Raw genomic sequence first — 18,182 nt, forward strand, 5'->3', positions numbered from 1 at the left:
GGTTAGGATTCGGCGGCGAGCACGGGCCGCGAAACGGCGGATCCGGTCGAACCCCGCGAAGACTAGCCTGGAGAACATGGCGACCAATCGACCCAATCCAGCGCAATGGGTCTGGTACGCCTTCGGTGGCAGGTTGCCGGACCGCTGCGCCGAGTGGGTGCTGCACGACGTCACCTGCCGCACCTGGGTGCTGCGCCACGTCCTGCGCGCGCTGACCCAGCTGGCACCGTTCTGCTTGCTGGTGTTGCTGCCCGGCCCGCTGGACATCAGGGTGAGCGCGATCGTGCTCGGTCTGATGGTCGGCCTGTTCTACTCGCTCTGCTACATGGGGGAGACCGCCGAGCACCGGGCCATCAAGCACGGGTTCCCGCCGGGAGTGGCGCGCGAGACCCGGGAACTGCGCCGGGACGTCCAGCGCGCAGCCCGGCACGGCATCGGGTACCGCCCCTGGTGGGAGTAGCGCCGGATGTGCGAAGCACCGCTCGAGGCCGCGTTAGCCGACGCCGAGATCGCCGCGCACTGGACTGATGGTGCCGATCAACCGCCCCTGCGCGAACCCCTGGCCGATGACGACCGCGCGGACGTGGTGGTGGTCGGCGGTGGGTTCACCGGGCTGTGGGCGGCGATCCAGGCCAAGCAGCGCCGCCCCGAGCTGGTCGCTGGCTGACCTTCCTCGACCGCCGCGGCATCGGCCTGGGCAGCTGAAGCGGGTTCATAAACAACGTCATCCGTGCAAGCGTGGTGGCATGGACTACGCGGAGTACCGGTGTTTCGACGCCGTGGGGTTGGCCGAACTCGTCGGCAGCGGTGAGGTCGCGCCAGGTGAACTGCTCGAGACGGCGATCGAACGTGCCGAGCAGGTCAACGGTCGGCTCAACGCGATCGTGCGACCGATGTTCGACATCGCGCGCGAACGGGCGGCGCAGCAGCTGACCGGACCGCTGGCCGGAGTGCCCTTCCTGATCAAGGACCTGCACCAGGACTACGCCGGAGTCCGCACCGGCAGCGGATCCCGGTCCACCTGGAACTTCACGGCGACCCGCCACAGCGCCACCGTCCAGTGTTGGCTCGACGCCGGACTGGTGATCTTCGGCCGGACCAACACACCCGAGTTCGGGGCGAAGGGGATCACCGAACCCGAGGCGAACGGACCGGCCCGCAACCCGTGGCACACCGGCCACACACCCGGGGGCTCGTCCGGCGGTACCGCCGCCGCGGTCGCGGCCGGTGTGGTGCCGGTGGCCGGGGCCAGCGACGGCGGCGGCTCGATCCGCATCCCGGCTGCCAGCTGCGGCCTCTTCGGGCTGAAACCGGGCCGCGGGCTGGTGCCCGCCGGTCCGGACCACGCCGAGCTCATGAACGGCGGGGCCACGGACGGGGTGATCTCCCGAACGGTGCGCGACTCGGCCGTCATGCTCGACGTGCTCACCGCCCGCCCGGACCCTGGCGGTCCCTACCTCGCAGCTCGGCCGGACCTGCCCTACGCCGAGCACGCCCGACGTTCTCCGGGGCGGCTGCGGATCGGCTTCACGTACCGCTCGCCGCTGGGCTTCCCGGTGAGCCCGCACGCGGTCACGGCTGTCAAGGACGCCGCGACCTTGTTGGCCGGACTGGGGCACGACGTCGAGGAGGCCGAGCCCGACATCGACGGCCGCCAGCTGTCCCGCGACTTCCTCTCGGTCTGGTACGTCCAACTGGCACACGCGGTGGACTGTGCGCAGCGCGACCTCGGGGCGGCGGCCGATGAGTTCGAACTCGACACCAGGCTGCTCGCCGCCGCGGGACGGGAGACGAAGGCGACCGAGTACGTCGAGGTGCTCGCCCGGTGGAACAGCTACAACCGCGCGCTCGCTGACTTCCACGACCGGTACGACCTGCTGCTGACCCCGACGCTGGCCCACCCGCCCACGAGGATCGGGGAACTCGACACGCCTCCAGCCCTCGGCAAGGCGATCGAGCTGCTGCTGAAGGTGCGGCTGGCGGGCAAGCTGGCGCGGACCAAGCCGGTCAACGACCTGGTGCTGAAGAACCTGGAGAAGGTCCCCTTCACCCAGCTGGCGAACATCACCGGCCGACCGGCCATGAGCGTGCCGCTGCACACGACCCCGGACGGCCTGCCGCTGGGCGTGCAGTTCGTCGGCGGCCTCGGCAGCGAACCGACGTTGCTGTCCCTGGCCGCCCAGCTCGAATCCGAACACCCCTGGGCGCACCGGGAGCCACCGCTCTGACACTGCATCCACAGTGGATCCTTGGTGGAACCGCGCAGAGATCGGATGGCTTCCTGGCGCGGTCAGCGGTACCGGCGGTTCGTTCGGGCTGCCAGGCGGTCGCCTGTCCGACATGCCGACGCTTCGCCTGTTCGAAGGAATTCGAGCGGCGGGGCGTCGGAGCGTTCCCGGCATCGGTGCATGCCCGGGGCGTGCGACGGGCGCCGTTGGTCCGAATGGGAACTCCGCGTGAGCGTTTGATCATTGCGAGTGTTCAGCGCTGGTCATACCTTCGATGAACGGGCCGATCGGCTCGTCTGGGGTGTCTTCCCTACCGAAGGGGTGCAGCGCAACCATGTCCAACATCGTTCGTGCAGCGCTGGTCCAGGCGAAGTGGACCGGGCACACCGAGTCGATGGTCGACCAGCACGAGGCGCACGCCCGCGCCGCCGCCGCGCAGGGCGCCAAGATCATCGGCTTCCAGGAGGTCTTCAACGCTCCGTACTTCTGCCAGGTGCAGGAGACCGAGCACTACCAGTGGGCCGAGGCGGTGCCGGACGGGCCGACCGTGCAGCGGATGTGCTCGCTGGCACGGGAACTCGGCATGGTGCTGGTCGTCCCGGTCTACGAGGTCGACGGGCCCGGCTTCTACTACAACACCGCCGCGGTGATCGACGCCGACGGCAGCTACCTCGGCAAGTACCGTAAGCACCATCTGCCGCACCTGCCCGGGTTCTGGGAGAAGTACTACTTCCGGCCCGGCAACCTCGGCTGGCCGGTGTTCGACACCGCGGTCGGCCGGATCGGCGTCTACATCTGCTACGACCGGCACTTCCCGGAGGGCTGGCGAGCGCTCGGCCTGGCCGGCGCGCGGCTGGTCTACAACCCGTCGGCGACCAGCCGCGGGCTGTCGTCCTACCTGTGGAAGCTGGAGCAGCCCGCCGCGGCGGTGGCCAACGAGTACTTCATCGCGGCCATCAACCGGGTCGGCGTGGAGGAGTACGGCGACAACGACTTCTACGGCACCAGCTACTTCGTCGACCCCTACGGGCAGTTCGTTGGTGAACCGGCCAGCGGCACCGACGAGGAACTGCTGGTGCGCGACCTCGACTTCGACCTGATCGAAGAGGTCCGCCAGAAGTGGGCGTTCTACCGCGACCGGCGCCCCGACGCCTACCAGCCGCTGACCGAACCGTGAGGGGGAGCAGATGACGAGCACGCACGCAGAGCTGGCCAAACGGCACCGCGCGGTGCTGCCGGAGTGGCTGGCGCTGTACTACGACGAACCCATCGACGTCGAACGCGGCGAGGGACGGCACGTCTGGGACGCCGAGGGGAACCGGTACCTGGACTTCTTCGGCGGCATCCTCACCACGATGACCGCGCACGCGCTCCCGGAGGTCACCGCCGCGGTCAGCGAGCAGGCGCGCAAGGTCCTGCACACTTCGACGCTCTACCTCAACCGGCCGATGGTCGAGCTGGCCGAACGGGTCGCGGAGCTGTCCGGCATCGACGACCCTCGGGTGTTCTTCACGACCAGCGGCACCGAGGCCAACGACACCGCGTTGCTGCTGGCCACCGGTTACCGCGGCTCGAACCAGGTGCTGGCGCTGCGCAACAGCTACCACGGCCGTTCCTTCTCAGCGATGGCTGTGACCGGCAACCGAGGCTGGTCGACGACGAGTCTGTCTCCCGTCCAGACCGCTTACGTGCACGGCAGCCGTCGGCGCGGCACCCCGCTCACCGGCCTGCCCGACGAGGAGTTCACCGCCGCCTGCGTGGCCGACCTGGAGGACGTGCTCGGGCAGTTGCACGGCAACGTCGCGTGCCTGATCGCCGAGCCGATCCAGGGCATCGGCGGGTTCGCGGTGCCGCCCGACGGGTTGTTCGCGCAGTTCAAGGAGGTGCTCGACCGGCACGGCATCCTGTGGATCAGCGACGAGGTGCAGACCGGTTGGGGCCGCACCGGTGAGCACTTCTGGGGCTGGCAGGCGCACGACGCCGCTGGTCCGCCGGACATCGTCACCTTCGCCAAGGGCATCGGCAACGGCCTGTCGATCGGTGGCGTCATCGCCCGGGCCGAGGTCATGAACAGCGTTCAGGCCAATTCGATCTCGACCTTCGGCGGCAGCCCGATCACCGCGGCTGGCGCGCTGGCCAACCTCGACCACCTGATCGCGAACGACCTCCCAGACAACGCCGCGCGCATCGGCGCGGTCCTGCGCGCACAGCTCGACGGTGCGGTGGGGCGGATCCCGGCGGTGGCGGACGTGCGGGGTAAGGGGCTGATGATCGGCGTCGAGCTCGTGCACGCCGACGGCACGCCCGCCCCGGAACTGGCGAGCGAAGTGCTCGAAGAGGCACGCCGCGGCGGTGTGCTGATCGGCAAGGGCGGGTTGGACGGCAATGTGCTGCGCATCGCGCCGCCGCTGAGTCTCACCGAATCGGAAGCGCGGGAAGGCGTTCGGATTCTGCTGGCAGCACTGGAGAAAGCGGGGCAGCGATGAGCCGGACGGTCATCCGCGGTGGCCTGGTGATCACCGCGACCGAGGAGATCCGCGCGGACGTGCTCGTCGAGGACGAGCGGGTCGCCGCGATAGCCGCACCCGAGGTCGCCGAGCAGTGGGTGTCCGCAGCAGACACCGTGCTCGACGCCGACGGCCACTACGTGATCCCGGGGGGAGTCGACGGGCACACCCACATGCAGATGCCCTTCGGCGGCACGTTCGCCTCCGACACCTTCGAAACCGGGACCAGGGCGGCGGCGTGGGGCGGCACCACCACGATCGTGGACTTCGCGATCCAGCCGGTGGGCGGTTCGCTGCGCGAGGGGTTGGACGCCTGGCACGCCAAGGCCGAGGGGCAGTGCGCGATCGACTACGGCTTCCACATGATCCTCTCCGACGTCGGCGACGACGCGCTCAAGGAGATGGACGCGCTGGTTGCTGAGGGGATCACCAGCTTCAAGATGTTCATGGCCTACCCCGGCGTGTTCTTCAGCGACGACGGGCAGATCCTGCGCGCCATGCAGCAGGCCGCCGACAACGGCGCGCTGACGATGATGCACGCCGAGAACGGCATCGCCATCGACGTTCTCGTGCAGCAGGCCTTGGCTGCGGGCCGCGCCGATCCGAAGCACCACGGTCAGGTCCGCCACCCGCTGCTGGAAGCAGAAGCCACCCACCGGGCGATCCAGCTGTCGCGGGTAGCCGGTGCGCCGCTCTACGTCGTACACGTCTCGGCGGCCGAAGCGGTCGCCGAACTCTCCCGGGCGCGCGACGACGGGCTCAACGTCTTCGGCGAGACCTGCCCGCAGTACCTGTTCCTCAGCTTCGACGACCTGGCCCGGCCGGAGTTCGAGGGCGCGAAGTACGTCTGCTCAACACCATTGCGCCCCGCCGAGCACCAGGCCGACCTGTGGCGAGCACTGCGCACCAACGACCTGTCGGTGGTCTCCACCGATCACTGCCCGTTCTGCTTCAAGGACCAGAAGGAGTTGGGGCGCGGCGACTTCTCCAAGATCCCCAACGGGATACCGGGCGTGGAGAACCGGATCGACCTGCTGCACCAGGCGGTGGTCGACGGCCACATCAGCCGTCGCCGGTGGATCGAACTCGCCTGCACCACCCCGGCGCGGATGTTCGGCCTGCACCCCCGCAAGGGGACCATCGCGCCCGGCGCCGACGCCGACATCGTCATCTACGACCCGGACCGCGAGCACGTCCTGTCGGCGCAGACCCACCACATGAACGTCGACTACAACGCCTACGAGGGCAAACCGGTCACCGGCGCGGTGCGCACGGTGCTGTCCCGGGGCCGCGTCGTCGTCGACGACGACGAGTACCTCGGCCAGGCCGGTCACGGCCGCTTCCAGCGCCGAGACACCTGCCAGTACCTGATCTGAGCTCGGAAAGGGGTCCACGATGGACTTCGGACTCGTCCTGCAGACAGATCCGCCCGCCTGGTCGGTCGTGGACCGGATGCGCCGAGCGGAAGAACTCGGCTTCAGCCACGGCTGGACGTTCGACTCCTGCGTGCTGTGGCAGGAGCCGTTCGTCATCCACAGCCAGATCCTGTCCGCCACCGAGCGGCTGCGGGTCGGCACGATGGTGACCAACCCGATCACCCGGGACTGGACGGTCACGGCATCGGCCTTCGCCACGCTCAACGACATGTTCGGGCCGCGCACGGTGTGCGGCATCGGCCGCGGCGACTCGGCGGTGCGGGTGATCGGTGGGCGTCCGACTACGCTGGCCACCCTGGAACACGCCATGCACGTGATCAAGGAGCTCGCCGAGGGGCGAGAGGTGCCGGTGGACGGCACTTCGGTGCAGCTGCCGTGGGTGCGCGACGGGCAGCTGCCGATCTGGATGGGCGCCTACGGGCCCAAGGCGTTGGAGCTGGTCGGACGCCAGGCGGACGGGTTCATCCTGCAGCTGGCCGACCCGTACCTGACCCGCTGGATGGTCGACCACGTTCGGCAGGCAGCCCGCGACGCGGGACGTGATCCGGCTTCGATCACCGTGTGCGTGGCCGCCCCGGCCTACGTCGGCGACGACCTCGCGCACGCCCGCGAGCAGTGCCGCTGGTTCGGCGGCATGGTCGGCAACCACGTGGCCGACCTGGTCGCCCGCTACGGCGACACTGCAGCGGCGGTGCCCACCGCGCTGACCGACTACATCAAGGGAAGGGAGGGCTACGACTACTCGCACCACGGTCGGGCTGGCAACCGAAGCACCGAGTTCGTGCCCGACGAGATCGTGGACCGGTTCTGTCTGCTCGGCCCACCCGATCAGCACGTCGCGAAGCTGTATGAACTCCGCGAAGCCGGAGTCGACCAGCTGGCGATCTACGCGATGCACGATGCCATCGACACCACGATGGACGCTTATGGCGAGCAGATCATCCCGGCCGTGAGTTGAGCCGCTGCGGTCCGCTACCGCTGGTCAACTCCTGGTGACAATGCCGTTGCGATGTCGATCACAGCGCATCGGCTTTGTAGAGTTCCGCGCGACACAACGAGCCCGCGCGGCGGGGTGGAGCAGGAAGGCACGCCATGCGGCAGGGACTCGGCGCCAAGCTCGGCATTGGCTGGCGGCTGCACGGAGACGGCAGCACACCACGACCCGGCGAGGCGGTGGCCCCGGACGAGCGGTTGTCGTGGGGACGCACCATCGGGCTCGGCGCCCAGCACGTCGTCGCGATGTTCGGTGCGACGTTCGTGTTCCCGGTGCTGATGGGCCTGGACCCCAACCTGGCGATCATGATCTCCGGGGTGGCCACGATCCTGTTCCTGCTGATCGTGCAGGGCAAGATCCCCAGCTACCTCGGCAGCAGCGCCTCCTTCGTCGGCGTGGTCACGGTGATCCGCGCCGGGGGAGGGGACAGCTCGACGGTCACCGGCGCGCTGCTGGTGCTCGCCTTGGTGCTCTCGGCCGTGGGTCTGCTGATCCACTTCGTCGGCGCGCAGCTGGTGCACCGGATGCTGCCGCCCGCAGTCTCCGGCGCCGTGGTGATGCTGATCGGCTTCAACCTCGCCCCGGTGGTCGCCTCCACCTACTGGCCGCAGGACCAGTGGATCGCGCTGCTGACGATGCTGGTCGTGCTCGGCTGCAGCGCGCTGCTGCGCGGATTCTGGTCGCGCATCGCGGTGTTCATCGGGCTGGTCTTCGGCTACGTCCTGTCCTGGCTGTTCGACTTGGGCTTCGGCCCGATCACCGCGCCGAACGCCAGCGGTGAGGTCGGCACGCACCTTCGGGTCGACCTCAGCGCGGTCGCGGACGCGCCCTGGTTCGGGCTGCCCACGTTGCACGGTCCGACGTTCGACCTGGCCGCCGTCATCGTGGTGCTGCCCGTGGTGATCGCGCTGATCGCCGAAAACGCCGGGCACGTCAAGGCGGTCGAGGAGATGACCGGCACGAAGCTGGACGGCAGCATGGGCCGCGCGATCTTCGCCGACGGCTTCGCCAGCACCCTGTCCACCGCCGTCGGCGGCCCGCCCACCACCACCTATGCGGAGAACATCGGGGTCATGGCGGCCACCCGCGTGTACTCCACCGCGGCCTACTGGGTGGCGGCGTTCGTGGCGATCCTGTTCGGTCTGTGCCCCAAGTTCGGCGTCGTCATCGCGGCGACCCCAGGCGGCGTGCTCGGCGGCATCACCGTCGTGCTCTACGGCATGATCGGCCTGCTGGGCGCCAAGATCTGGGTGCAGAACAAGGTGGACTTCGGCAACCCGGTCAACCTGCTGCCGCTGGCGGCCGGCCTGGTGATGGGCATCGGGGGAGTGTCGCTGGAGATCACTCCGCAGTTCAGCCTCAACGGCATCGCGCTGGGCACCATCGTGACGCTGGTCGGCTACCACGTGCTGCGGCTGCTGGTGCCGGACCAGCGCGATCAGTCGGCGGCGTAGACCCGCGCCATCGCGATGTCGTCGGCGGTGACCGGGCGCCCCGGAAGCTGGGTGCCCGGTCGGGCCTGCAAACCGTCGAGCATCAGGGTCAGGTAGCGGGCCGGGGCGTCGTGGCGGACGTCGTCGGGGACGTCGCGCACGCCTTGCAGCACGATCGACAGGATCATCGCGATGTCGCCGCTGCTGATGTCCGGGCGTAGTGCGCCGGACTCCTGCGCGGCCCGCACCATCGAATCCAGGATGGACAGCATTTCGCCGCGGACCTGGGTCAGTTCCGGGTCGGCGCCCAAGACCTCGCGAGCGCGCGGTGAGTGCATCGACAGCCGCAGCACGGTGTGCATGTCGGTGGCGGTGAGCAGGAATTCCGTCAGCGCGCGCCACGGATCGGATTCCCGTTCGGCGATGGCCCGCGCTTCCTCGAGCACCCGGCGGAAGACGTCCTGGCCGACCGCCCGGATCAGCGAGTCGCGGTCCGGGAAGCGCCGGTAGAGCGTGCCGGTACCGACCCCCGCTGCCCGCGCGATCTCCTCCATCGGCACTTCGGGGCCGCGCTCGGCGAACACGACCCGCGCGGTGTTGATGATCCGGTCGCGGTTGCGGCGCGCGTCGGCCCGGAGTTGCGGCGTGGTGTTGGTGCTCATGGTCCTCGCTCGTGGTGCCGGAGGCTGGTTGGGGCGAATTGTCGCATGTTCACCCGAGAACTATCTGGACGAATTCCTTCCGATTCACTATAACTGGAGGAGAATCGTCCAGTTGTTCGCTCGGTGATCAGGGGGTCACGATGGCCGAACCGGCTGCCAATCCGACAACCGCCTACCCGAAGCCGCGCACCTGCCCGTTCTCCGTCGATCCGGAGTACGCCCAGCTGCGCGCGGACCGGCCTGTCGCGAAGGTCCCGATGATGGGTGGCAACCACGCCTGGCTGGTCACCCGCCACGACCTGGTCCGTCAGGTGCTCGGCGACCCGCGACTGAGCTCAGACCGGCGCCGACCCGGATTCCCGCAGTTCTCAGCGAGCCAGCAGAGCGTCTTCCGCGACCTGCCGCCGGCGATGGTCGGTATGGACGCGCCGGAGCACACCGCAGCTCGCCGCGCGGTGCTCGGCGAGTTCACCGTGCGGCGCATCGAGGCGATGCGGCCGCGGATCCAGCAGATCGTCGACGAGTGCATCGACGGGATCCTCGCGGGACCCCGCCTGGTCGACCTGGTGTCGACGCTGTCGTTGCCGGTGCCGTCGCTGGTGATCTGCGAACTGCTCGGCGTGCCCTACGACGACCACGACTTCTTCCAGCAGCGCAGCTCGCGGCTGGTGCACCGCACGACACCGCTCGAGGAGCGGAGCAGCGCGGCCCGGGAATTGCGGGCCTACTTGGAAGAACTGGTGTCGGCCAAGGAGCGCGACCTGCCGGACGACCTGCTCGGTCGGCAGGCCCGGAAGCAGCGCGAATCCGGCGAGATCGACCACCCGGCTCTGGTCAGCTCGGCGTTCCTGCTGTTGCTCGCCGGGCACGAGACGACCGCGAACATGATCTCGCTGAGCACCCTCGCGCTGCTGGAGAACCCCGAGCAGCGGGCGGAGATCGTCGCGGATCCGGCCAAGACGCTGCCCGCGGTCGAGGAGCTGCTGCGCTACTTCAGCATCGTCGAGGGCGCGACCTCGCGGGTCGCGGTGGAGGACCTGGAGATCGGTGGCGTCCTGATCCGCGCGGGGGAGGGCGTGATGGCGCTGGCATCCGCGGCCAACCGGGACCCGGATGCGTTCGAGCGTCCCGACGAGCTCGACATCGACCGAAAAGCCCGCCACCACGTGGCTTTCGGGTTCGGTTCGCACCAGTGCCTCGGGCAGAACCTGGCGCGGATGGAGCTGCAGATCGTCTTCGACGCGCTGTTACGTCGGATGCCGGACCTGCGGTTGGCCGTCCCGGTCGCGGACCTGCCGGTGAAGTCCGAGGCGGCCGTGTTCGGCCTCTACGAGCTGCCGGTGACGTGGTGAGAGGAGTGGCCATGCGGATCGAAGCGGATCTGGACCGCTGTGCCGGAGCCGGGCAGTGCGTGCTGAGCGCACCGGACCGGTTCGACCAGAACCAGGAGGACGGCCGGGTGCTCGTGCTGGACCCCGAAGTGGCGGAGAGCGGTGCGGAGGAGGTGCGCGAAGCCATCCGCGTGTGCCCGTCCCGTGCGCTCACCCTGGTAGACCAATGACTAACCACCAGCGGTAATCGATCAAGGTCTTGCGATCGCGACGTTCATCCGGTGTGGTGTAAAAAACGCCACCATTGGAGGTATTACGTGGACGCGCAGTCGTGGTGGGCGAAGGGCGTGGACATCTGCAAACCCAGTTCGGCCCGTGTCTACGACGTGCACCTGGGTGGCTCGCACAACTTCCAGGTGGACCGGGAACTGGCCGAGCAGGCAGCGCTGATGATGCCGACGCTGCCCGCGGTGCTGCGGTCCAACCGGTCGTTCCTGCGCCGGGCGGTGCAGCACCTCGCCGAGCTCGGGGTGCGCCAGTTCCTGGACCTGGGCTCGGGCATCCCGACCGTCGGCAACGTGCACGAGATCGCCCAGCGGGTCGACCCGAACAGCCGGGTCGTCTACGTCGACAGCGATCTGGTCGCGGTGGCGCACAGCCAGGCGATCCTGCGCGACAACGACCGGGCGGTGGCGATCCGCGCAGACTTCCGGGACGTCGACGAGGTGCTCGGCAACGACGAGGTCCGCTCGATGCTGTACTTCGACGAGCCGATCGCGGTGCTGTTCTTCGCCGTGCTGCACTTCGTGCCGGACAGCGACGACCCGGCGGGCATCGTGGCGCGCTACGCCGAGCAGCTGTGCTCCGGCAGCTACGTGGCGCTCTCGCACGCGGGCAGCGACGGCGTCGAGGAGTCGGTCAAGCAGGCCTCCGCGCTTTACAGCGAGCGCATCGGCGGGTTCTTCCTGCGGTCCCGCGCGGAGGTCGCCCCGATGTTCGCCGGCCTGGAGCTGATCGAACCCGGCCTGGTGGATCTGCTCGAGTGGCGCCCCGACCCCGGGGAGAAGTGGCAGGACGCCCCACTCGTCGCCGGGCCCGGCGGAGTCGCCCGCAGGCCCTGACCCGCACGCACGTAGAAGCGGCGCCACCTCCCCCTCTCCTGGAGATGGCGCCGCTTTGGCGTCGTTGAGTCGCCATTGGGCAGCTTGCTGGTCGCCGCGCGGGGTTCACAGGGGATTTGGTCCCTGGACAGCGTCACTTAAGCCAATCTTGATCTCCGTTCCGCAAGCAGCGTGCGCACCCCGTGGGAAGCAGCCCGCCCCGCGCGGTTGGCACCGATCGTGCTCGCCGACGTCCGTACCCGACCCGTGCTGACTGCGGAACTCTTCTGGGCCGCGGTAGCCGGCGGTGTGCAGCTGCCGCCCGGTGAACAGGTGCTGACCGGGGTAGTGCGGCCAGAAGGGGTTCTCCCAGGTGCCCGTCGCGTTGATCACCGCGCGCGCTGCCCACGTCCCCGCCGAGCTCTCCACCAGCAGCCGCTCGCCGCCGTCGCGGACCGCACGCACCTTCACCGGACGCAGCACGGGGAGGTCGAGCTCCTGCTCGTACCGCCCGAAGTACTCCGGGACGACCTCCGAGGCGGGACGCGCGCCGTCGGTCTCCGACAACGCACTGCCCGGTAGGGAATGGATGCCGTGCACGCCGCCGAGGCGCAGCGACGGCCAGCGTTCCCGCCAAGCGCCGCCCGGGCGGGTGCCGCGGTCGAGCAGGACGTGGCCGATTCCGCTCCGCTGCAGGTGGTACGAGGCGGTCAGCCCGGCCTGGCCGGCTCCGATCACCACGACGTCGATGAGTTCCACACCCGGCAGAACAGCTCGCGAGCCGGATTCTTCCCGCGCTCGAAGTGGTCTGAGCCACCGCGTAGCACTTTTGGCGGATACGGCCAAGAGGGGGAGACGGAAGACACCCCGGGGTCTCTTTAATTCGGCCGAAACAAAGGCCTACGATTGTTCTTGCAAGCACGGTTCCCCAAACCTTCTTCCGTTCGTCCTGCCCGCTGTTGCGGTCGGGTGCTCTTGCGCGCGCGTGCGGAAGACGGGGAGGTTCGCAGAAGGGAGGCAAGAAGTGACAACGGTGTGGGTGGCCCTGGCGGCTGAGGCGGTTGTTCTGCTGGCGGTGGCGGGAGCGATGGTCAGGTGGGTGAACCGGTCCCAGTCGGGTGCCCCTGACCAGGCGATCGAGCCGGTCGGCCCGGTGGTCGAGCAGATCGCCTGAGCGGACGCGCGCGCGGGCTCGGCGGTCGGTTCCGCTCGGGCCCGTAGTCCTTCGAACCGGTGGTCGACGGAAACTGTTTCAATCGTTGGCCGGCCACTTTTCGTTACACAATTTCTCGCGGATTTCCCGCACTATTCGACACGCCCCGATTCCCCGTTTCCCGGGCATGATCCATTCGGTCCGTAATGGTTCGAATGCGGACAGTGTCGAAGCGTTCGACATGTGATGTCGCACATGGTCGAGCTCTGCGCTGCGGTGCCCGATAGGGTGGCCTGAACGAGGTTGAACCACCTATCGGGAAGGGCTTCCGTGACTCCAGCCGAACAGACCCGCAGTCGGCAGCGGAGCGCTGCTGCGCTGTCCCGGGCCGGCGCCGGATCGACGTTGGCCAACTACCGGGCCTTCATCGAACGCGCGGTGCGCAAGCCAAACCTGGTGGGCGCGGTCGCCCCCAGTTCGCCGAGCCTCGCTCGCGAGATGGCGTCAGTGGTGCCGACCTCGGGCACGCCGGTGGTGGTGGAGCTCGGACCGGGCACCGGGGCGCTCAGCGGCGCGATCGCCGAGCGGCTCCCCGAGAGCGGCCGCCAGGTCGCCATCGAGCTGGACGGCGGCATGGTCGAGTACCTACGCACCGAGCTGCCCTGGCTCGAGGTCGTCCAGGGTGACGCGGCGCGGCTCGGCGACCTGCTCGCCGGGATCGGCATCGACAAGGTCGACGCGGTGGTGAGCGGTCTCCCGTGGTCGATCTTCCCCGCGGAGCTGCAGCACAACATCCTGCACCAGGTCGGCTCGGTGCTCGCCCCCGGCGGCGCCTTCACGACCTTCGCCTACGTGCACGCCCTGGGCATGTCCGGAGCCCGCCAGTTCCGCCGCCGCCTGGACCTGGCCTTCGACGAAGTCCTGACGACCCACACGGTCTGGAGAAACGTCCCCCCAGCCCGGATCTACGTCTGCCGCCGCCCCAACCAGGACTGACGACCGACAGCTGCCGACTTGGCCCCGTGAGTACTTCGAGCTGTCATAGCAGCCCGAAAGACTCACGGACCACCTCGTCAACCGCAGCGCTCGTGCTCAACGCTGACCGACGGGAACGGGCCCGGTGCGCTTGTGGCGCACCGGGCCCGTTCAGTACTGCACCCGCCGGATCGGCAGGGGATCAGGAGCGGATCATCTTGCGCAGGACGTACTGCAGGATGCCGCCGTTGCGGAAGTAGTCCGCCTCACCGGGGGTGTCGATGCGGACCTTGGCGTCGAACTCCACCTTGGAGCCGTCGGTCTTGGTCGCGGTCACGTGCACCGTCTCCGGGGTCTCACCGTCGTTGAGCTTGGTGATGCCCGCGAAGTCGAAGGTCTCGGTGCCGTCCAAGCCCAGCGACTTGGCCGACTCGCCCTCCGGGAACTGCAGCGGGATGACGCCCATGCCGATCAGGTTCGAGCGGTGGATGCGCTCGAAGGACTCGGTGATGACGGCGCGGACCCCGAGCAGGCTGGTGCCCTTGGCAGCCCAGTCGCGCGAGGAACCGGAGCCGTACTCCTTGCCACCGAGCACCACCAGCGGGGTGCCCTGCGCGGCGTAGTTCTGCGCGGCGTCGTAGATGAACGCTTGCGGGGCGCCCTCCTGGGTGAAGTCCCGGGTGTAGCCGCCCTGCACGTCGTCCAGCAGCAGGTTGCGCAGCCGGATGTTGGCGAAGGTGCCCCGGATCATCACCTCGTGGTTGCCGCGGCGGGAACCGTAGGAGTTGAAGTCCTTGCGGTCGATGCCGTGCTCGGTGAGGTACTGGCCCGCCGGCGAGTCCGGCTTGATCGCACCGGCCGGGGAGATGTGGTCGGTGGTGACCGAGTCGCCGAGCAGCGCAAGCACGCGGGCACCGGAAATGTCGGTGACCGGCGCCGGGTCCATCGCCATGCCCTCGAAGTACGGGGGCTTGCGCACGTAGGTCGACTCCGCGTCCCACTCGAAGGTCTGACCCTCCGGGGTGGGCAGCGAACGCCAGCGCTCGTCGCCCTTGAAGACGTCCTTGTAGGACTTGGCGAACATCTCGTTGGTGATCGCCGAGTCGATGGTCTGCTGGACCTCCTGCGGCGACGGCCAGATGTCGCGCAGGTAGACCGGCTTGCCCTCGGTGTCGGTGCCCAGCGGGTCGTTCTCGAAGTCGAAGTCCATCGAACCCGCGAGCGCGTAGGCGATGACCAGCGGCGGCGAGGCCAGGTAGTTCATCTTGACGTCGGGGTTGATCCGGCCTTCGAAGTTCCGGTTGCCCGACAGCACCGAGACGACCGACATGTCGTTGTCCTGCACCGCGGCGGAGATCTCCTCCGGCAGCGGGCCGGAGTTGCCGATGCAGGTGGTGCAGCCGTAGCCGACCAGGTGGAAGCCCAGCTTCTCCAGGTACGGCCAGAGACCGGCCTTCTCGTAGTAGTCGGTGACGACCTGCGAGCCCGGGGCCATCGAGGTCTTCACCCACGGCTTGCGGGTCAGGCCCTTGTCCACCGCGTTGCGGGCGAGCAGCGCCGCACCCAGCATCACCGACGGGTTCGAGGTGTTGGTGCAGGAGGTGATCGAGGCGATCACCACGGCACCGTGGTCGAGTTCGAACTCGCCCAGCTCGTCGGAGGACACCTTGACCGGGTTGGAGATCCGGCCGTTGGAGCCGTTGGCGGCCGAGACGACGGCCGGCGCGGACTCGTGGTGGGTGACCGCCGGGGCGTCGCTGGCCGGGAAGGACTCCTCGCCGGCCTCGTCCACGGCGCGGTCGTCAGCGGTCTCGACCTTGGCGTAGTCGGTCAGCGTGGTGCGGAACGACTGCTTGGCCTCGGAGACCACGATCCGGTCCTGCGGCCGCTTCGGGCCGGCGATGGACGGGACCACGGTGGACAGGTCCAGCTCGAGGTACTCGGAGTACTCCGGCTCGTGGCTCGGGTCGTGCCACAGGCCCTGCTCCTTGGCGTAGGTCTCGACCAGGGCGACCTGGTCGGCCGGACGGCCGGTGAGCTTGAGGTAGCGGACGGTCTCCTCGTCGATCGGGAAGATCGCCGCGGTGGAGCCGAACTCCGGGCTCATGTTGCCGATGGTGGCGCGGTTGGCCAGCGGCACCGAAGCCACGCCGGAGCCGTAGAACTCGACGAACTTGCCGACGACGCCGTGCTTGCGCAGCATCTCGGTGATCGTGAGGACCACGTCGGTGGCGGTGGCACCGGCCGGGATCTCGCCGGTCAGCTTGAAGCCGACCACGCGCGGGATCAGCATCGACACCGGCTGGCCGAGCATCGCGGCCTCGGCCTCGATGCCGCCGACGCCCCAGCCCAGCACGCCCAGGCCGTTGACCATGGTGGTGTGCGAGTCGGTGCCGACGCAGCTGTCCGGGTAGGCCTGGCCGTTGCGGGACATGACGGTGCGGGCCAGGTGCTCGATGTTGACCTGGTGCACGATGCCAGTGCCCGGGGGGACGACCTTGAACTCGTCGAAGGCGCCCTGGCCCCAGCGCAGGAACTGGTAGCGCTCCTTGTTGCGGCCGTACTCGAACTCGACGTTGCGCTCGAAGGCGTCCGGCTTGCCGAACACGTCGATGATCACCGAGTGGTCGATGACCAGCTCAGCCGGAGCCAGCGGGTTGACCTTGGAGGTGTCGCCGCCGAGGTCGGCGACGGCCTCGCGCATGGTGGCGAGGTCGACCACGCACGGCACACCGGTGAAATCCTGCATGATCACCCGGGCCGGGGTGAACTGGATCTCGGTGGACGGCTCGGCCTTGGCGTCCCAGCTGGCCAGCGCGCGCACGTGGTCGGCGGTGATGTTCGCGCCGTCCTCGGTTCGCAGAAGGTTTTCCAGGAGGATTTTGAGGCTGTAGGGCAGCCGCTGGGCCCCGTCGACGGCGCTGAGTCGGAACACCTCGTAAGAGGCGTCGCCGACGTTCAGCGTGCCGCGGGCGCTGAAGCTGTCCTTGCTCGCAGGTGCAGTCACGTTCAACTCCATCTCGCGACGGGCGCAAGTTCGGGAACGATTGCGAGTCTCGCGCACGTCGGCCGAGCGTGCGCGCAGAACCCGCCTTCTTCGTCGCTAACAGTACGCTTGTCCTGTAATGGCCCTCAACTAAGGGTTGGCAAACTCTCGATCACATGTGTCACTCCGTGCAAAACCGCTGTTTTTCCGGGGTTCCCACGGATTGGGACGTCGGTACCGGAATTGGCTTCAAGGCGGCCGGGGCTCGTGCTTCGATTGGCGGGTGCGCAACCTGACCAGCAATGCGAAATCCGCCGGGGTGGCCGTCGCGATCGCCTCCGCGTTCTGCTTCGGCGGATCCGGACCGTTCGCCAAACCTCTGCTCACCGCGGGGTTCAGCCCGCTTCAGGTGGCGTGGTTGCGGTTGGCCGGTGGCGCGTTGCTGATGCTGCCGTTCGCCCTCCGCCACGCGGCGGCTGTGAAGCAGGTGCCCAAACTGCTCATCGCGTACGGGTTGTTCGCCGTCGCCGGGGTCCAGGTCTTCTACTTCGCGGCGATCGCCACCGTGCCGGTCGGGGTGGCGCTGCTGATCGAGTTCCTCGGACCGGTGCTGGTGCTGGGCTGGATCCGGTTCGTGCGCCGCAGCCCGGTGAGCCGCTCGGCGGCGATCGGCGTGGCGATCGCGCTGGTCGGTCTGGCGTGCGTGGTGGAGCTGTGGTCCGGGCTGGGCTTCGACCCGATCGGCCTGCTGCTGGCGCTGGGCGCCGCGGGCTGCCAGATGGCCTACTTCTTGCTCTCCGACAGCGGGCCCGAGGTTGACCCGTTCGCCCTTGCCGGTTTCGGTCTGCTGCTCGGCGCGGTGGTAGTGACCTTGATCGCGCAGCCGTGGGACATGGACTGGTCGCTGCTGCTCGGCGACGTCGAGCTGGCAGGCAGCCAATTCCCGACGCTGGTGGCGGTGGCCTGGATCGTCGTGATCAGCACGGTGGCGGCGTACCTGACCGGCATCATCGCGGTTCGCCGGTTGTCGCCGCAGGTGGCCGGAGCGGTCGCGTTCCTGGAACCGGTGGTGGCCACCGTGCTGGCCTGGGTACTGCTGTCCGAGGCGCTGGTCCCGATCCAGCTGCTCGGCGGTGCGCTGATCCTCGCCGGCGCCTACGTCGCCCAGCGCTCCGTGCCGACGAAGACCCAGGAGTCCGAGCTGGCCGGGGTGTGAGTCAGGCGGGGCGGACAGCCGACCCGAGCAGGTGGACCACCAAGCGCTCGAGGAGGGCGATGGCCACGCCGGTCAGGACGGTGGTGAGGAACTGGGGCATCGTGCTGCTTCTCCCGGTGTTGCCGCATCGTTTTCCGCCTTCGACTGTGCGCCATCCTGGT

16 protein-coding genes and 1 pseudogene are annotated in these 18,182 nt (G+C 68.8%); 14 read left to right on the plus strand and 3 right to left on the minus strand.

Annotation, left to right across the window (positions count from 1 at the left end; genetic code table 11):
• Nucleotides 1-76 precede the first annotated feature (76 nt).
• The 8 genes from ACWCO2_RS13190 (at nucleotide 77) to ACWCO2_RS13225 (ending at nucleotide 8,619) form a co-directional block, all read left to right on the plus strand.
• Entirely contained in the window at nucleotides 77-460 is a 384-nt protein-coding gene (locus tag ACWCO2_RS13190; RefSeq protein WP_450127972.1) for a DUF5313 family protein, read from the plus strand.
• Between the two features lie 6 nt (nucleotides 461-466).
• Nucleotides 467-667, plus strand: coding sequence for a hypothetical protein (locus ACWCO2_RS13195; protein ID WP_450127973.1), 201 nt, complete (start codon nucleotides 467-469; stop codon nucleotides 665-667).
• Nucleotides 668-746: 79 nt separating this feature from the next.
• Entirely contained in the window at nucleotides 747-2,228 is a 1,482-nt protein-coding gene (locus tag ACWCO2_RS13200) for an amidase (protein ID WP_450127974.1), read from the plus strand.
• A gap of 334 nt (nucleotides 2,229-2,562) precedes the next feature.
• The gene (locus tag ACWCO2_RS13205) at nucleotides 2,563-3,405 is read left to right on the plus strand and encodes a nitrilase-related carbon-nitrogen hydrolase (RefSeq protein WP_450127975.1); all 843 of its coding nucleotides are present in this window, start codon (nucleotides 2,563-2,565) and stop codon (nucleotides 3,403-3,405) included.
• A gap of 10 nt (nucleotides 3,406-3,415) precedes the next feature.
• Nucleotides 3,416-4,714, plus strand: a complete 1,299-nt coding sequence (locus ACWCO2_RS13210; RefSeq protein WP_450127976.1) for an aspartate aminotransferase family protein — start codon at nucleotides 3,416-3,418, stop codon at nucleotides 4,712-4,714.
• Entirely contained in the window at nucleotides 4,711-6,111 is a 1,401-nt protein-coding gene (gene hydA, locus ACWCO2_RS13215; protein WP_450127977.1) for a dihydropyrimidinase, read from the plus strand. Before ACWCO2_RS13210 ends, hydA begins: the two co-directional genes overlap by 4 nt.
• Nucleotides 6,112-6,130: 19 nt before the next feature.
• Entirely contained in the window at nucleotides 6,131-7,129 is a 999-nt protein-coding gene (locus ACWCO2_RS13220) for a TIGR03842 family LLM class F420-dependent oxidoreductase (protein ID WP_450127978.1), read from the plus strand.
• A gap of 134 nt (nucleotides 7,130-7,263) precedes the next feature.
• On the plus strand, nucleotides 7,264-8,619 hold the full coding sequence (locus ACWCO2_RS13225) for a uracil-xanthine permease family protein (RefSeq protein WP_450127979.1): 1,356 nt from the start codon (nucleotides 7,264-7,266) through the stop codon (nucleotides 8,617-8,619).
• Here the strand turns inward: ACWCO2_RS13225 and ACWCO2_RS13230 are convergent.
• Nucleotides 8,604-9,260, minus strand: coding sequence for a TetR/AcrR family transcriptional regulator (locus ACWCO2_RS13230; RefSeq protein ID WP_450127980.1), 657 nt, complete (start codon nucleotides 9,258-9,260; stop codon nucleotides 8,604-8,606). The genes ACWCO2_RS13225 and ACWCO2_RS13230 overlap by 16 nt on opposite strands.
• Nucleotides 9,261-9,400: 140 nt before the next feature.
• On the opposite strand from ACWCO2_RS13230, the gene ACWCO2_RS13235 reads away from it, so the two are divergent.
• The 3 genes from ACWCO2_RS13235 (at nucleotide 9,401) to ACWCO2_RS13245 (ending at nucleotide 11,712) form a co-directional block, all read left to right on the plus strand.
• Nucleotides 9,401-10,612 (plus strand): cytochrome P450, encoded by a 1,212-nt coding sequence (locus ACWCO2_RS13235; RefSeq protein ID WP_450127981.1) that lies wholly within the window; start codon nucleotides 9,401-9,403, stop codon nucleotides 10,610-10,612.
• 11 nt (nucleotides 10,613-10,623) lie between these two features.
• Nucleotides 10,624-10,821, plus strand: coding sequence for a ferredoxin (locus ACWCO2_RS13240; RefSeq protein ID WP_450127982.1), 198 nt, complete (start codon nucleotides 10,624-10,626; stop codon nucleotides 10,819-10,821).
• Nucleotides 10,822-10,908: 87 nt separating this feature from the next.
• Complete coding sequence (locus ACWCO2_RS13245; RefSeq protein ID WP_450127983.1) at nucleotides 10,909-11,712, plus strand: SAM-dependent methyltransferase; 804 nt, start codon at nucleotides 10,909-10,911, stop codon at nucleotides 11,710-11,712.
• A 249-nt stretch (nucleotides 11,713-11,961) separates the two neighbouring features.
• Here the strand turns inward: ACWCO2_RS13245 and ACWCO2_RS13250 are convergent.
• Nucleotides 11,962-12,450, minus strand: a pseudogene (locus tag ACWCO2_RS13250) (NAD(P)-binding domain-containing protein); the annotation flags it as partial.
• A gap of 265 nt (nucleotides 12,451-12,715) precedes the next feature.
• Here ACWCO2_RS13250 and ACWCO2_RS13255 point away from each other — a divergent pair.
• Complete coding sequence (locus ACWCO2_RS13255; protein ID WP_450127984.1) at nucleotides 12,716-12,865, plus strand: hypothetical protein; 150 nt, start codon at nucleotides 12,716-12,718, stop codon at nucleotides 12,863-12,865.
• A 417-nt stretch (nucleotides 12,866-13,282) separates the two neighbouring features.
• Nucleotides 13,283-13,840: a class I SAM-dependent methyltransferase gene (locus ACWCO2_RS13260; RefSeq protein ID WP_450127999.1), complete on the plus strand. Its 558-nt coding sequence runs from the start codon at nucleotides 13,283-13,285 to the stop codon at nucleotides 13,838-13,840.
• 181 nt (nucleotides 13,841-14,021) lie between these two features.
• Here the strand turns inward: ACWCO2_RS13260 and acnA are convergent, their stop codons facing one another.
• Nucleotides 14,022-16,826 (minus strand): aconitate hydratase AcnA, encoded by a 2,805-nt coding sequence (gene acnA / locus ACWCO2_RS13265; RefSeq protein ID WP_450127985.1) that lies wholly within the window; start codon nucleotides 16,824-16,826, stop codon nucleotides 14,022-14,024.
• 262 nt (nucleotides 16,827-17,088) lie between these two features.
• Here acnA and ACWCO2_RS13270 point away from each other — a divergent pair, with 262 nt between their 5' ends.
• Nucleotides 17,089-18,021: an EamA family transporter gene (locus tag ACWCO2_RS13270; RefSeq protein WP_450127986.1), complete on the plus strand. Its 933-nt coding sequence runs from the start codon at nucleotides 17,089-17,091 to the stop codon at nucleotides 18,019-18,021.
• Nucleotides 18,022-18,182 lie beyond the last annotated feature (161 nt).

This window comes from Saccharopolyspora sp. NPDC002376, from assembly GCF_053593195.1.